At 60.5% G+C, this 13,188-nt stretch carries 13 protein-coding genes; 6 read left to right on the top strand and 7 right to left on the bottom strand.

Features of this window, described 5'->3' with window-relative positions:
• Positions 1 to 221: 221 nt before the first annotated feature.
• The 5 genes from NCT03_RS27920 (at position 222) to NCT03_RS27940 (ending at position 5,111) form a co-directional block, all read left to right on the top strand.
• Complete coding sequence (locus NCT03_RS27920; protein WP_250494712.1) at positions 222 to 1,118, top strand: LysR substrate-binding domain-containing protein; 897 nt, start codon at positions 222 to 224, stop codon at positions 1,116 to 1,118.
• 109 nt (positions 1,119 to 1,227) lie between these two features.
• Positions 1,228 to 2,445 carry a CaiB/BaiF CoA transferase family protein gene (locus NCT03_RS27925; RefSeq protein ID WP_250468242.1) on the top strand — a complete coding sequence of 406 codons (1,218 nt, stop codon included), beginning with the start codon at positions 1,228 to 1,230 and terminating at the stop codon, positions 2,443 to 2,445.
• Positions 2,446 to 2,490: 45 nt separating this feature from the next.
• Positions 2,491 to 3,327, top strand: coding sequence for an enoyl-CoA hydratase-related protein (locus NCT03_RS27930; protein WP_250494713.1), 837 nt, complete (start codon positions 2,491 to 2,493; stop codon positions 3,325 to 3,327).
• A gap of 24 nt (positions 3,328 to 3,351) precedes the next feature.
• Positions 3,352 to 4,722 (top strand): MFS transporter, encoded by a 1,371-nt coding sequence (locus tag NCT03_RS27935; protein WP_250494714.1) that lies wholly within the window; start codon positions 3,352 to 3,354, stop codon positions 4,720 to 4,722.
• A 215-nt stretch (positions 4,723 to 4,937) separates the two neighbouring features.
• The gene (locus tag NCT03_RS27940) at positions 4,938 to 5,111 is read left to right on the top strand and encodes a hypothetical protein (protein WP_250494715.1); all 174 of its coding nucleotides are present in this window, start codon (positions 4,938 to 4,940) and stop codon (positions 5,109 to 5,111) included.
• Between the two features lie 40 nt (positions 5,112 to 5,151).
• Here the strand turns inward: NCT03_RS27940 and NCT03_RS27945 are convergent, their stop codons facing one another.
• Both NCT03_RS27945 and NCT03_RS27950 read right to left on the bottom strand, forming a co-directional pair.
• Positions 5,152 to 5,487 (bottom strand): type II toxin-antitoxin system RelE/ParE family toxin, encoded by a 336-nt coding sequence (locus tag NCT03_RS27945; RefSeq protein ID WP_250468245.1) that lies wholly within the window; start codon positions 5,485 to 5,487, stop codon positions 5,152 to 5,154.
• Positions 5,487 to 5,771, bottom strand: coding sequence for a type II toxin-antitoxin system Phd/YefM family antitoxin (locus tag NCT03_RS27950; RefSeq protein WP_250494716.1), 285 nt, complete (start codon positions 5,769 to 5,771; stop codon positions 5,487 to 5,489). Before NCT03_RS27950 ends, NCT03_RS27945 begins: the two co-directional genes overlap by 1 nt.
• Before the next feature lie 295 nt (positions 5,772 to 6,066).
• Here NCT03_RS27950 and NCT03_RS27955 point away from each other — a divergent pair, with 295 nt between their 5' ends.
• Positions 6,067 to 7,419, top strand: coding sequence for an MFS transporter (locus NCT03_RS27955; protein ID WP_250468246.1), 1,353 nt, complete (start codon positions 6,067 to 6,069; stop codon positions 7,417 to 7,419).
• Between the two features lie 108 nt (positions 7,420 to 7,527).
• Here the strand turns inward: NCT03_RS27955 and NCT03_RS27960 are convergent, their stop codons facing one another.
• The 5 genes from NCT03_RS27960 to NCT03_RS27980 all read right to left on the bottom strand — a co-directional run bounded on the left by NCT03_RS27960 (position 7,528) and on the right by NCT03_RS27980 (position 13,082).
• Positions 7,528 to 8,331 (bottom strand): 2OG-Fe(II) oxygenase, encoded by an 804-nt coding sequence (locus NCT03_RS27960; protein ID WP_250494717.1) that lies wholly within the window; start codon positions 8,329 to 8,331, stop codon positions 7,528 to 7,530.
• Positions 8,332 to 8,561: 230 nt separating this feature from the next.
• Positions 8,562 to 9,446 carry an alpha/beta fold hydrolase gene (locus NCT03_RS27965; RefSeq protein ID WP_250494718.1) on the bottom strand — a complete coding sequence of 295 codons (885 nt, stop codon included), beginning with the start codon at positions 9,444 to 9,446 and terminating at the stop codon, positions 8,562 to 8,564.
• A gap of 282 nt (positions 9,447 to 9,728) precedes the next feature.
• A complete protein-coding gene (locus NCT03_RS27970; RefSeq protein WP_250494719.1) occupies positions 9,729 to 10,226 on the bottom strand; it encodes a hypothetical protein in 498 nt (165 codons plus the stop codon).
• Positions 10,227 to 10,480: 254 nt separating this feature from the next.
• Positions 10,481 to 11,686: a sugar transporter gene (locus tag NCT03_RS27975; protein ID WP_284503493.1), complete on the bottom strand. Its 1,206-nt coding sequence runs from the start codon at positions 11,684 to 11,686 to the stop codon at positions 10,481 to 10,483.
• Positions 11,687 to 11,849: 163 nt separating this feature from the next.
• Positions 11,850 to 13,082 carry an NAD(P)/FAD-dependent oxidoreductase gene (locus NCT03_RS27980; RefSeq protein ID WP_250494721.1) on the bottom strand — a complete coding sequence of 411 codons (1,233 nt, stop codon included), beginning with the start codon at positions 13,080 to 13,082 and terminating at the stop codon, positions 11,850 to 11,852.
• Between the last annotated feature and the right edge of the window lie 106 nt (positions 13,083 to 13,188).

Raw genomic sequence — 13,188 nt, forward strand, 5'->3', positions numbered from 1 at the left:
CAAATAAAAGCTAGCTATAGATCGCCGCTGCTTGAGGCGTGCAATCCAAAGAAGACGACGAGTTATTGATATCGTGTTGATCCGGCGCGACGAATATCCCGATTACATCATCAAGAAGTTAAAACGAGGTTGCATTAGCCACTTGAAGACCGCCGCAGACGGAGTGCATTAGCCGCGCTTTTACGTCAGTATTAGAACCTCCGTAAATCACGCAGAAGTTCATGGACCGTCCCGCGCTGCTGCCTTCTCTAAATTCGATACGCGCTTTCGAAGCTACCGGACGTCTTCTGAGCGTATCGAAAGCGGCGAACGAACTCGCCGTGACACCGGCGGCCGTCAGCCGGCAAGTAAAAGCGCTGGAAGGGTTTCTTGGCGTGGAAATGTTCGAGCGCGTCAGGGGCAGGCTCGAACTGACTTCGGCGGGCGCGCGCTATCTCGCCGAACTCATGCCGCTTTTCGAAGGACTGCGCCAGGCAACCGACAGTATCCGCGGGGCAGGGCGGCGCTCGCAGGTGCTCAAGATTCGATGCCCCGCGACGTTCGCGGTGCGCTGGCTCATACCGCGGCTTGCCAGTTTTCATCGCCAGCATGAGGACGTCGATGTCCAACTCACCACGTCGTCGGCACCGCTCAATTTCGAGCGTGAGGATATAGACGGCGGCATCCAACTCGGCGACGGCAAGTGGCCCGGTCTTTCCGCACAAAGGCTCATTCCCAATGAACTCGTGCCCGTCGCCGCGCCATCGCGCAAGACCCGCGCGCGCGGCAGGTTGCAGGGCGAGACGCTCCTGCATTCGCTCGCGCGCGCCGACGACTGGGCGCTGTGGATGAAGGCGGCGGGCTTCCCGATCGATGGGCGCCGTCGCGAAATGCGCTATGAAACCTCACTGCTGGCGTATCAGGCCGCAATCGAAGGTCATGGCGTGGCAATCGCGCAAAAAGCGCTGGTCCGGGCCGAACTCGACAGCGGCCAGTTGGTCGCGCCATTTCGCTTCGAGCTCGACCGTGGCGCGTATACCTATTACTTCGCGTGGGCCGCCACGCGCCGTCCTTCCGCAGCCTTGACGACCTTCCGCGACTGGTTGATCTCGCTCGTCCAGACTAGCGGCACCTCTTAACAAAAACTCAAAGCCTCGTTTCGAAAAAGTCGATTGTTCCGGTGATGGCGCGGCTCTAATCTGCGCCATGGTTCGACGCAACGTCGGACCCGGAGACAGGACCACGACAATGATTCGAGATAGCTTGAAAGGCGTGCGCGTCCTCGACTTTTCGCATGTCCTGGCGGGACCGGTCTGTTCGATGACGCTCGCCGACCTCGGCGCGCACGTCGTCAAGATCGAGCCGCCTGGCGGTGAAATCGGCAGGCAGATAGGGCCGCCGTGGCAGAACGGCGTGAGCCCGACGTTCATGAGCGTCAATCGCGGCAAGTTCAGCCTTGCCATCGATCTCAAGACCGACGCCGGGCGGCGGACCGTCGCGACCATGGCGCGCCGCGCGGACGTGCTCGTCGAGAATTTTCGGCCGGGCGTCATGGCGTCGCTGGGCCTCGACTACGAGGCGCTGCGCGCCGCCAATCCGAAACTCGTCTATTGCTCGATCTCGGCATTCGGTCAACGCGGCGAGAACACGAAGCGGCCCGGCGTCGATGGCGTGATACAGGCCGTGAGCGGACTCATGAGCACGCTCGGGACGGCGCACGGCGATCCGCTGAAAGTGCCGGTGCCGGTAGCCGACATGATGGGCGGCTATCTCGCCACGATCGCCGTGCTGGGCGCGTTGCATACGGCGCGCTTGAACGGAACGGGGCAACACCTGGACGTGAGCCTCTACAACGCAACGCTGATGCTGCAGCAGATCAGCTTCGCGGCGTTCTTTGCATCGGGAGCGGACCCGGAGAAAGTCGGCAGCGCGGCGCCGTATGCGTGCCCAAACGAAGCCTTCCGCACCCGCGACGGATGGATGATGGTCGTGGCCTACCATCCCGGCCGCTGGAGTGCGTTGTGCGAGTTGCTCGATGCGCCCGGCCTCGAAGCGGATACGCGTTTCGCCACCAACGACGCCCGCGTGCGTCACCGTGCCGAACTTCACACGATTCTGGACGCGCATTTCGCCCGGCGGAGCACGGGCGAGTGGATCGACCTGCTCTCGGCTAGAGATATTCTCTGCGCGCCCGTCACCACGTATCGCGAGGTCATCGAGACGACGGAGTATCGCGAGAGCTGCATTGCCCGCACGGTCGAGCATCCGGTCGCGGGCCGTATGCAGAGCCACGGCTTCGCGCTCGGGCCATCCGATTCAGCCCCGCCCGACGAGACGCCCGCTCCGACGACGGGTCAGCATACGCTCGACATGCTGGGGTTTTACGGCATCGAGGAAGAGGAAATCGCCGCGTTGCTGAACGCCGGCGTGATACGCGCGAGCGCGGCGCATGCCGGTACGACGTAGGCGCGCGGCGTCGGACAAGAACGCATTTACCTCAGGAGACAGACCATGCAGGACATGGAACGCGGCGATGCGCCGCTCGTGCGCTACACAGTCGACGAAGGCGTGATGAACGTCACGCTCGATGGCGCCGCGAATGGCAACGCCCTCACGGTGGCAATGACCGAAGCGTTATCGGACGTGCTCGAAACCGTCGATCGCAGGGCCGATGTGCACTGCCTGCTGCTGCGATCGTCGTCGAAGCATTTCTGCACGGGCGGAAACGTCAAGGACATGCACAGCGGCAAGGATCTAATGGACGGCGGCGTCGAGCAAGTGCGTGAACGCCTGCGTACGAGTCTGCACCGGATCACGCGCGCGCTCGGCGAAATGGAGGTGCCGTCGATCTGCGCGGTGAACGGCGCGGCGGTCGGCGCAGGCTGCGACCTGGCGCTGATGTGCGATATCCGGGTCGCCGGCGCGCGCGCGGTCTTCGCCGAGAGCTTCCTTCGACTGGGCCTGGTTTCCGGTATCGGCGGCGCGTGGTTTCTGTCACGCATCGTGGGACCTGCGAAGGCGCTCGAACTAACGCTGACCAGCGAATTCATCGATGCCGACGAGGCCAGGCGGCTCGGTATCGTCACGAACGTCTATCCCGACGACATGCTGGATAGCGAAGCGCTTGCGCTTGCGCGGCGCATTGCCGGCGGTCCGCCGCTCGCGCTGCGTATGTCGAAGAAGCTGGTGCGCGAGTCGTCGCACTGTACGTTGCCCGCCGCGCTCGAATTGGCGGCGAACATGCAGGCCATCTTGCTGTGCGGAAACGAGCACAAGCAGGCGGTGTCGGCATTCATCGAGCAGCAGGCCCGACGAAAGGCGCCGCGCGGCGAAGGCGGCGCCGCCTGACATGACCAACTGGAGGAGACACACATGAACAAAGAATCAGGCAAGGTGCATGGTCGGCCCGGCATGTTGCGCATAATCGTGACATCCAGTCTCGGAACGATGCTCGAGTATTACGACTTCTTCGTCTACGTCGCGCTGACGGCGACGCTCACGCATCTGTTCCTTCCTTCCACGGACAAGTCCGTCGCGGCGCTGGCCGGCGTTGCCACGTTCGGCATCGCGTATGTGGCCCGCCCGCTGGGCACCGTGATCTTCAGTCCGATGGCCGACCGCATTGGCCGCAAGAAGACCTTCGTCATCACGCTCGCGATCATGGGAATTGCCACCGTCGGCATCGGTTGTTTGCCTACCTATGCATCTGCTGGCATTGCCGCGCCCATCGCGCTGCTCACATTGCGCATCGTGCAGGGCGTTGCGCTCGGCGGCGAGTATGGTTCGGCTGTCGTGTACGTCATGGAGCATGCCCCGGAAGGCCGGAAGGGCATGGCGACCAGCGTCTTGCAGAGCACGGCGAGCATCGGTTTGCTACTTGCGCTCGTCGTTGTCTCGGCCCTGAAGCTTTCGCTCGATACGGCCAGCTTCGAATCGTGGGGATGGCGGGCGCCGTTTTTGATCTCCGCGCCGATCGTGGCCGTCGCCACGTGGATACGGCTCGGCATGACGGAGACGCCGGTATTCACGGAGATGCGCGACGCAGGCCGGCTGTCGAAGCGGCCCTTGCAGGAGACACTGTCGAGCAGAACGTCCTGGAAAGCCATTCTGGTGGCGATGTTCGGCGCGCAAGGCGGCACCTCGGTGTCGCTGTACACCTCGATCGTCTACATGCTTTATTTCTTGCAGAACGTCCTCAAAGTCGAACCGACACAGGCCAACGTGTGTCTCGGCGCCGGCATCTTGATCGCCGCGCCGCTCTATCCGGTGTTCGGCCGATTGTCGGATCTCATCGGGCGCGCGCGCGTGATGCTGATCGGCATCGTCATGTGGATCGCGGCTGTCTATCCGGCGTTTGCGGGCATCAGGGCCAGCGCGGCGTCGTCCCAGTGGATCTCCGTCTCGCTGCTGATCGCCGTCCTCGCCGTGCTGACCGCGATGATCATGGCGCCACTGCCTGCGTTCGTCGCCGAGTGTTTTCCTCCGCAGAGCCGCACGACCGGGTTCGGCCTTGCACAACAACTCGGCAACGTGGTGTTCGGCGGGTTTCTGCCTTTGATCAGCCTCGCGCTCGTCAATCTGACCGGCAACCCGCTTGCGGGCGTCGGCTATTCGATCGCTTCGCTCCTGCCCTGTCTCGCTGTGACATGGATCTGGGGCCTAAGGCAGGATGCGCGGATGAGAGCCGTGCGCGGCAACGACATGCCGGCGCATGCCAATGCGAAGACGCTGACCACGCGCTGAGCCGGACACGGCCGTGGCTCACATCGGCGCGGATTCGAAGTGCTTCGGCGACTGTGCGCTCGATTCGCCAACCGCGGGCAAATTTCTCGATGCGAACTGGCAGCTCGACGGAACGCGTCGCCAAGCTTCGCGCCGGTAGCTGGCCCGGAATCTGCGCTGCCTTTTCGGTGTCGCGAACTTGAGCGGCCAAGTCGAACCAACCGTTGAGATAATCCATGACCGATCCCCGTAACGTCGCGCACGACAAAAAAGTGCAGCAGGAAAAGAAACATCACGGCGAAGACATCGCGCCGGACGCGGAACACGCGCCGCAGCCCGGAAAGAAGCCGCATATGAAGCACGAGGAAACGAAGGACGAGGCTTCATCCACGGACGATGCCGGCAATTAAGTGGCGCGCGCACGTCCTTGGACGTGCGGTACCACTAGGTTCAGATCAGCCGCAGCACGATTCGCTGAAGGAGCGCTTGCAGATCGCGTCGCGTGTCGCAGACGAGATGGATGTACAGAACGCCTTCGCGCACCTGATAGACAATTCGGTTCTTGCCGGAAATGACTTGCCGGAAAGTGTCGTCGACGAAACCTTCGAGTTCAACCGGAATATGGCCGCTCTCGGGGAACTGGCGGATTTGCGTGATCGTCTCCTGCAAGTGCGCAGAGGTCTGACGCCACGTTTCCCAGCCGAAAGTACGGACGATATAACTTCTCAGTTCCTCAATGCCGATTCGGGCTGTCGGCAACACCCGGTACTTCAACAGCGCCGGCATCAACGAAGCCTTTCCTCGCGGTCCAATCCCTCGAGTTCCGAAAAGAATGCATCGCCTTCGACATAATCCTCGCGTTCGATCTGCTTTTGACCGATTGCCAGAATCTTCAACATGGCGAGTGTCTGCTGGGCGGCTTCGTAAGTTCGCACATCCTGCACCACGAGCTTTGCTTCGCCGTTCTGCGTGATGATTAGCGGCTCGCCCGACTCGGCAAGGTCCTTGACGATTTGTGCCGCTTCGCTCTTTAAATAGCTGATCGGCTTCACATGATCGGCAATGTGCATCGGATACTCCGTTCTACAGGTTGAACGAGACTAAATATAGACCAATTTCAGTCTGGTGGCAACGCCGTTGCTGCCACAACTACGGCGCGCGCGCGGTAACCATGTGGCGGCTGCCGTTACATGCACGCCTCGATCCAAGGCAGAACGCGGGTTTTCCCCGGGCCACATCACGCGCAAATTGATTGGATTTCTAATTAAGGCGGAGCTATCGTGCGTCAGTCCAATGCAGTATTGCTCGCGTTCGGATCTAAAAAACGGCTTCGCTGATAAAACCAAACATCCAGGAGACAGATACATGGAGCAATCCACCACGGCGCCGCATGTCCCGGAATCCGACCTTGGCGATGCTGAGAGCATGGCATCGAATGACCAGGCTTCACCGAGAGTGCGGCGAATTCAGCGTACCGCACTTGCTTTGCTGCTCCTGAGCGGAGTCATCAATTACATCGACCGCGCGACGCTGTCCATTGCGAATCCGCTCATCCGGCAGGATCTCGGCCTTTCGGTCGGGGAAATGGGGTTGTTGCTGTCGGCGTTTCTATGGGCTTATGCCTTTGCGCAACTCCCGGCGGGTGCGCTGGTCGATCGCTTCGGTGCGCGTGTCATGCTTTCTGTAAGCCTTGCGATGTGGTCGATAGCGCAAGCGTTCGGCGGCGTCGTGACCAGTTTCGCTCAGTTCTTCACGGCGCGCATGGTGCTCGGCATAGGCGAGGCGCCGCAGTTTCCGACGAGCGCCAAAGTCGTTCGTGACTGGTTCGGCAAGAAAGAGCGCGGTGCCGCCACGGGCATCTGGAACAGCTCGTCGACGCTCGGCACCGCCATATCGGCGCCCTTGCTCACGGTCGTCATGTTGACTGTCGGATGGCGATGGATGTTCGGCATCATGGGTATCGCGGGCCTCGTCGTGGCGCTGTGCTTCTACCTCGTGCATCGCGACCCGCGTCAGGTCGACCTGACGCATCGGGAGCGCGCCTATCTGACCGACGTCGATGGCGAAGTGCAGACCCGTCCGACATGGCGCGAGTGGCGCCGTCTGTTGGAGTTCGGAACGACGTGGGGCATGCTGCTGGGTTTCTTCGGCACGATCTACGTCTTGTGGCTTTACAACGCATGGCTGCCGACGTACCTGCAAATGGAATTTCATCTCACCATCTCGAAGTCGGGATGGGTGGCGGCCGTTCCGTATCTCTTCGGCGTGGTGGGTAGTTTGTCCGGCGGAAAGATCTGCGACGTGCTCGCGCGGCGTGGCGTATCGGCGGTCAACAGCAGGAAATACCCGATGGCCGCATCGCTTTTCGGTGTCTGCGTCTTCACGATTCTAACGGGCCTCACGCACAGCGCGACGCTGGCCGTCGTGTTCATCTCCATCTCGATGTTGCTTCTGTATGTATCGAGCAGTGCAGCCTGGGCGACGGCGTCCGTTGCCGCGCCCGCCAACTGCACCGCGTCGATCGGCGCGATGCAGAACTTCGGCGGCTACTTCGGCGGGGCGCTGGCGCCGGTGGTCACGGGCTTCATCGTGCAAAAGACGCATTCGTTCCAGCCCGCGCTGTTCGTGGGAGCGGGCGTTGCCGCTGTTGCGGTGATAGGCTATTGGTTGCTCGTGCGCGGCCCGATTCCGCCTGCCGCGCTCAGTCACGAAGCGTAAAAGCGTAGAAGCAGGACAACGATAGCGAGGGCCCGGGCCGCTCGCTATCGTTCGTTCAGTCATGCGGCCGCCAGCGAACGTATGAACGTGGCTTGCGTGCCGCCAGCGTCACACTCGTTGCCTCATCCAGCACGCGATGCTCAAGCGATCGCGCGTCGCGGGCAGTACCTCGTGTTCGAATTGTGCCGAGAGAAACAACAGCAGCGTCCCGGCGCGTGGAAAGACGTCGTGATGTGTCTGATCGGCAAGGTAGAGCCGCAGTGCGCCGCCTTCGACGTCCTGCCACGCTTCGTTGAGATAGAACACGGCGGAAATCACGCGGCTGTCGTTATTGCGCAGGCAATCGAGATGACGTGTGTATCCGGTACCTGGCCGATACACCGCGTAGTGTGATTCGCTATCGACCAGGCCTAGAAACAGTTCACGGTTGAGCGCCAATTGCAGCGCTTCGATGCGATCGGCGAACGTCTGCTGCCGCGGACTCAACGCATCGGGCTGGAACCAGCGCGTACTGTCGCCGCGCAAGAGCGTGGCCGCGCGTTTGGCACCCACACGGGCGGGTGTCAGCAACTGGGCTGCATACATCGCCATGCATTCGGTAGCCAATGCCTGTGTCTGAGGCTGTGTCAGAAAATCTGGCACGACACACCAGCCATTGACGGCGAGGGCGCTTGTCGCAGTATCGAATTCGCCGGATCGGGAATTCGTCGAGACGTCGATTACGTCGTCACATGCGGCTTCGCATATCCAATCATTATTCGAAGATTGGACTTGCGCTTCAGTCAGGGGGTGTTCCAGAGATGCCCTTTTTTTATTTGTTCTTGCGCTGGCGGCTCGATCGAGCAATCGTTCCGGCCTGCTACCGGTTGTTCGAGACCATCTAGCGTCGATGGTCGCGTCGAACGCGGACATCGACACACGCCGGACCCAGCAGGATAAGCCGCGTCGAGGCAGCCGATCTGTCGAGATCACGGCGCAGTCTACACGAGTGAGACCGATTCCGACCGTTGCTGCGCGAGCGAAGTTATTGCGGACGTCCTATACGCAGCGTCGACATTTTGAATGGGACACTTTCGGTACCAAGCGCGCGACGGACGATGGTTGCGGCGGTCACGTCGCGCTTTGCGGTATCTGCCCGCTTACTACTTCTTCGATCGCACGAGCGAGCGATCGAGAAAATCGATCAAGAGTGGCGCCATCTCGTCGAGCTTGTCTTCCAGCGCGAAGTGTCCCGTGTCGAGAATGTGTATTTGCGCATCCGGAAGATCCCGCAGATAAGGATGCGCGCCTTCTTCCGGGAAGATCTTGTCGTTCTTGCCCCACATGATGATGGTCGGCGGCCGATGCTCACGGAAGAACGCCTGAAACTCAGGATAGAGCGGCACGTTCGTCCCATAGTCCAGAAAGAGGTCCATCTGGATTTCGCGGTTGCCGGGCCGGTCGAGCAGCGCCTGATCGTGAATCCAGTTATCCGGGCTGATTCTCGATACATCCGAAACGCCGTCCGTGTATTGAAAGATGGTCGTGTCCAGCGTCACGAGACTGTGCAGCGCTTCGCGATTCTTGACCGAATTGTCTGCCCAATACGCTTTGATCGGGTTCCAGAATTCACGCAGCCCTTCGACATACGCGTTGCCGTTCTGAACGATGAGCCCCGTCACCCGCGCCGGGTCCATGAGCGCGAGGCGGTATCCCACCGGCGCGCCGTAGTCCATCACGTACATTGCAAAGCGGTCGATGCCAAGACGCTTGAGCAACGCATCGACGATTTCAGCGTAATGCTGAAAGCCGTACTTGAAGACGGTGTGATCGGGCGCATCGCTCTGACCGAAGCCCGGGTAATCGGGCGCGACTACGTGATACTTTTCGGCCAGGATGGGAATGAGATTGCGGAACATATGCGAGGACGTGGGAAAGCCGTGCAACAGCAGCACCACGGGGGCTTCAGAAGGCCCCGCTTCTCTGTAGAACACGTTGAGCCCATCGATATTCTCGGACTGGTATCGAATGACAGGAATCGCGGTCATGGTGTATCCCGAACAAGGAGTGGTTATGGTGCCGCGTCCCGGCGAGCACTTGTTTGGCTCGGAACCGGTCTGCAGCGGCTTGAAGCCATACTGCAGCGTTTGCGCTTCTTGCGGAATCACCCCGGCGCAGAATGCACTGTTCGGGTTAGGAGAAGAATAGACGGGGCGGCTGAAGGCGGACGCCGGCGGCCGCCGCGCCACGACCACCATCACGGATGTGCCGTGTGCTTTGTCGCACGGCGTATTCGGTTACACCAAGCGTAACGGCTGGCTTCCGACTGTTCAGCGCGGCGCGAAGGGATTGATAGGCCGAACGCTATCGACGTTCTTCACACGTTCGAGCATCTGTACTCTTTCCCAACCGGAAACCAGTGCCTCCAGTCCTCGCACGACATCGGCTTCCATGGCCTGCAGTCCCACGTCGCCTCTAAAACTGGCGCTGAAGGCGGCATGCCACCGGTATTGGAAGTACCCCGAGACTTCTTCGATGCGCTCGGGCGTCCCTGACTCCGTAAAAATCACGGATTCAGGCGAAAACACGTCGTAGAAGACCATGTGCGGTTGGTCGGACTGCACCGCGACGCTGGGTTCATCGCAAACGAGCAGTGACGCGAGCAACTGAATAGAGCCCTTCAAACCTCTTGGCGTCTTGAAGACCCAGATCCGCTTGGGCAGCCGCTGGGAGAGCGTTACCAGTTTGGCGCTGCTGGAGCCAATCGAACCAACCAGCCCGTTCTTGACGTTCTGCTCGAAACTTGGCGCGTGATAAAAGATATCCATGTGCTGCTAATAGCCTCTTTGTTTGCGACTTCCAATGCTGTTTCGTCCCGACGATTCGTGCGACGCAGGCGCGCAAGAACGACGATCGAAGCCAGTTACTCAGATGCACGCGCGGGAGCGCGCCTATTCGATTTCTTTGTCGCAAGGAACACTCACCGGCCTCGAGTATTCGATGCTCTTGCAAGACGTGCGGTTCACGAAAGTCGACACGGGTCGGATGACATCCGACCAACCACGCCCGACCACGCGGCTCGCTAGTGAGTCAAAAGGGGCGCAGCGCGCCGCGTGCCACGACGTGCCGCCAAGAACGCGAGCCAACACACTACCGCGCCAAGCACGGCGACCGCTGCGCCGAACATTCCGATCCAGGCTAGCCCGACATCGCGAGCGACGAACCTTCCGACCAGCGCGCCGGCTCCGATGCCTATATTGTACAGAGCGGAAAACATCGAGATGGCTATGTCCGCCGCATCCGGAGCCAGTCGCAGCACGTGTGCCTGCATGGCAAGCCCGAAGCAGATGATCGCCACGCCCCAGAACAGCAAGAGCATCGACAGCGTGCCGACGTACTGTCCGCAAGGCCAAAGCAACAGCAAGCAAGCGGCAAGGGCACACAAGGTCCACAACAGGAACCGGCGCGGGCGGTTGGCGTAAAAGCGACTGAAGCAGACCGCGGCCGGAACGCCCGCAGCACCGAACAGCACCAGCAGAAATGTCACTTCGATATTGCTCGCGCCTGTCACGGCGCGAGCAAACGGTTCGAGATAAGTGTAGGAAGTGAAGTGCGCGCAGACCGTAAGAACCGTCACCGCGAAGAGCGCAACCAGCACGGGTGTCTTGAGGAGCTTTGGCAGACTGTTCAACGAACCTGAACCCTGGCTATCGAGTTTTGGCAACGTCAACCATAACGCGCCCATGCCGAGCACCGCCGCGCCTGCGATGATCTGGAAGGTCGCGCGCCATCCGAAGGTATCGCCTATCTCTCGTCCGATGGGGACACCGGCCACCATGGCGACCGATGTTCCGATCGATATCATCGCGAGTGCACGGCGCTCTCCGTCCGGTGGAACCAGGCGCACGACGAGCGGGATGGAGATCGACCAAAAGACGGCATGCGCAAACGCAATGCCGATTCTACCCAGTACGAATATCTCGAAGTTCGGCGCTAGTCCAGTCACGATATGACTGAGTATGAACACGATAAAGACGCGCATCAGCAGGGTGCGGCGTTCTACTTCGCGGACGAACAAAGTCAACGGTAATGACGCGACGGACACCGTCCATGCGTAAATGGTCATCACCACGCCGACGTCGGTCGGACGCATGTCGAGGCTGTTACCAATTGCGGTAAGCAAACCGACGGGCACGAATTCGGTGGTGTTGAAGATGAACGCCGCGAAAGTCAGCGCCATGACACCCCACCAAGGGCGCTTGAAAAACGATAGATGGTGCGTGAGCATCAGGGAACTCGAGGACGAGGGGCGTCGTCGCATAACGTTGCCTCGCGACGACGCAATCATAACAACACCGTTGCTCGCGGTATGACACGACGTGCCGTGCCATGCGGGAATGTTCCCTCGATTTGCTCGCGTTGCTGCACTCGCCTTGCAAACGCTAAGCGGCCTAAAACCGCTCCGCCCGGAACGGATGCGGGTCCACGAACGGATCTTCGCCCGTCATCAACTCGGCGATGAGCCGTCCGGTAACGGGACCGAGGGTCAGCCCGTGATGAGCGTGCCCGAAGGCGAACCAAAGCTTCTCATGATTCGGTGCGCGACCGATGACAGGCATCATGTCGGGCGTGCAAGGCCGGCGTCCGAGCCAGGGCGCCTCGTCGAGTCGTTCGCCGATTGGAAACGTCTGACGGGCGAAGGGCTCCACGGCCTCGAGTTGCACAGGCGTTTTCGGTGAGTCACGAAAGCCTAGCTCGACGCCGGTCGTCAATCTGATGCCACGAACCATCGGCGTGATGACGTAACCGATTTCCGCATCGAGAACGGGCTGATTCAACGTTGCTCCAGGCTTCGCCGCATAGTGCATGTGGTAGCCGCGCTTTACTTCGAGCGGCAACGCGTAACCCAGCTTCGTCGTGACGTCATTGGCCCACGGTCCCAAGGCAACGACGACCTGGTCCGCGGTGACCACACCCGACTCGGTGGTGACTCGCCACCCGGACTCGAGTGTCGACGCGTCGCCAATGAAGAACGTGCCGCCGAGCTTTTCGAATAATTTCGCGTAAGCGCCGACGAGCCCCGATGGATCGCTCACGGACTCCGCCGACGAGTACCGGATTGCATATCTGAGCGCGGGACCAAGAGAGGATTCCGCTGCCTGTAAAGCGCCATCGGCGAGAACGTCGAACGGGATGCCATAGGCGTCCTGCCAATGCGACGCCTCCGCCATGGCCGCTTCGAACGCTTTTGAAGTTCGGAAAGCGTTTATCCAGCCTTGCGTTCGCACTAAAGATTGCGCTCCGGCCGCTTCGATCAACTCGCGATGCTCCGAGACGCTGTGCTCGATGAGGGTCGAGTAAGCCTTCGCAATCTTTGCGTGACGGTCGGCGCGCGAATGATACCAATAACGATAAAGAAACGGCACTAGCTTAGGCATTGCTGCCGCATGAAATCGAACATCCGTGGCGCGATTGCTCGCATACCTGGCAATCTTGGCGAGGTCACGAGGGAAAGCATAGGGATAAACGCCCTCGCGCTGAATTATCCCTGCATTGCCGAGTGAGGTTTCATTGCCTGGAGGCTTGCGATCGATCAGTGCAACGGCGAGTCCACGGCGCTGCAAATGAATCGCTATCGACGTTCCGACAATACCCCCGCCCAATACGACTGCATCGAAGTCCATGCGTCTTCCTTGTGGTCAATCAATCTTGCCGTCCGGACGCCGGCCATACCCACGTGCTGAACTGCCGGACTGTATTCTATTTCCAAGGCTCCCAGCCATTGCAGCT

It is taken from the genome of Caballeronia sp. GAWG1-1, assembly GCF_023631465.1.
Lineage (GTDB): Bacteria > Pseudomonadota > Gammaproteobacteria > Burkholderiales > Burkholderiaceae > Caballeronia.

Coding starts and splice junctions, on each gene's coding strand:
- NCT03_RS27920 (WP_250494712.1), top strand. CDS start 222: ATGGACCGTCCCGCGCTGCTGCCTTCTCTAAATTCGATACGCGCTTTC.
- NCT03_RS27925 (WP_250468242.1), top strand. CDS start 1,228: ATGATTCGAGATAGCTTGAAAGGCGTGCGCGTCCTCGACTTTTCGCAT.
- NCT03_RS27930 (WP_250494713.1), top strand. CDS start 2,491: ATGCAGGACATGGAACGCGGCGATGCGCCGCTCGTGCGCTACACAGTC.
- NCT03_RS27935 (WP_250494714.1), top strand. CDS start 3,352: ATGAACAAAGAATCAGGCAAGGTGCATGGTCGGCCCGGCATGTTGCGC.
- NCT03_RS27940 (WP_250494715.1), top strand. CDS start 4,938: ATGACCGATCCCCGTAACGTCGCGCACGACAAAAAAGTGCAGCAGGAA.
- NCT03_RS27945 (WP_250468245.1), bottom strand. CDS start 5,487: ATGCCGGCGCTGTTGAAGTACCGGGTGTTGCCGACAGCCCGAATCGGC.
- NCT03_RS27950 (WP_250494716.1), bottom strand. CDS start 5,771: ATGCACATTGCCGATCATGTGAAGCCGATCAGCTATTTAAAGAGCGAA.
- NCT03_RS27955 (WP_250468246.1), top strand. CDS start 6,067: ATGGAGCAATCCACCACGGCGCCGCATGTCCCGGAATCCGACCTTGGC.
- NCT03_RS27960 (WP_250494717.1), bottom strand. CDS start 8,331: ATGTCCGCGTTCGACGCGACCATCGACGCTAGATGGTCTCGAACAACC.
- NCT03_RS27965 (WP_250494718.1), bottom strand. CDS start 9,446: ATGACCGCGATTCCTGTCATTCGATACCAGTCCGAGAATATCGATGGG.
- NCT03_RS27970 (WP_250494719.1), bottom strand. CDS start 10,226: ATGGATATCTTTTATCACGCGCCAAGTTTCGAGCAGAACGTCAAGAAC.
- NCT03_RS27975 (WP_284503493.1), bottom strand. CDS start 11,686: ATGCTCACGCACCATCTATCGTTTTTCAAGCGCCCTTGGTGGGGTGTC.
- NCT03_RS27980 (WP_250494721.1), bottom strand. CDS start 13,082: ATGGACTTCGATGCAGTCGTATTGGGCGGGGGTATTGTCGGAACGTCG.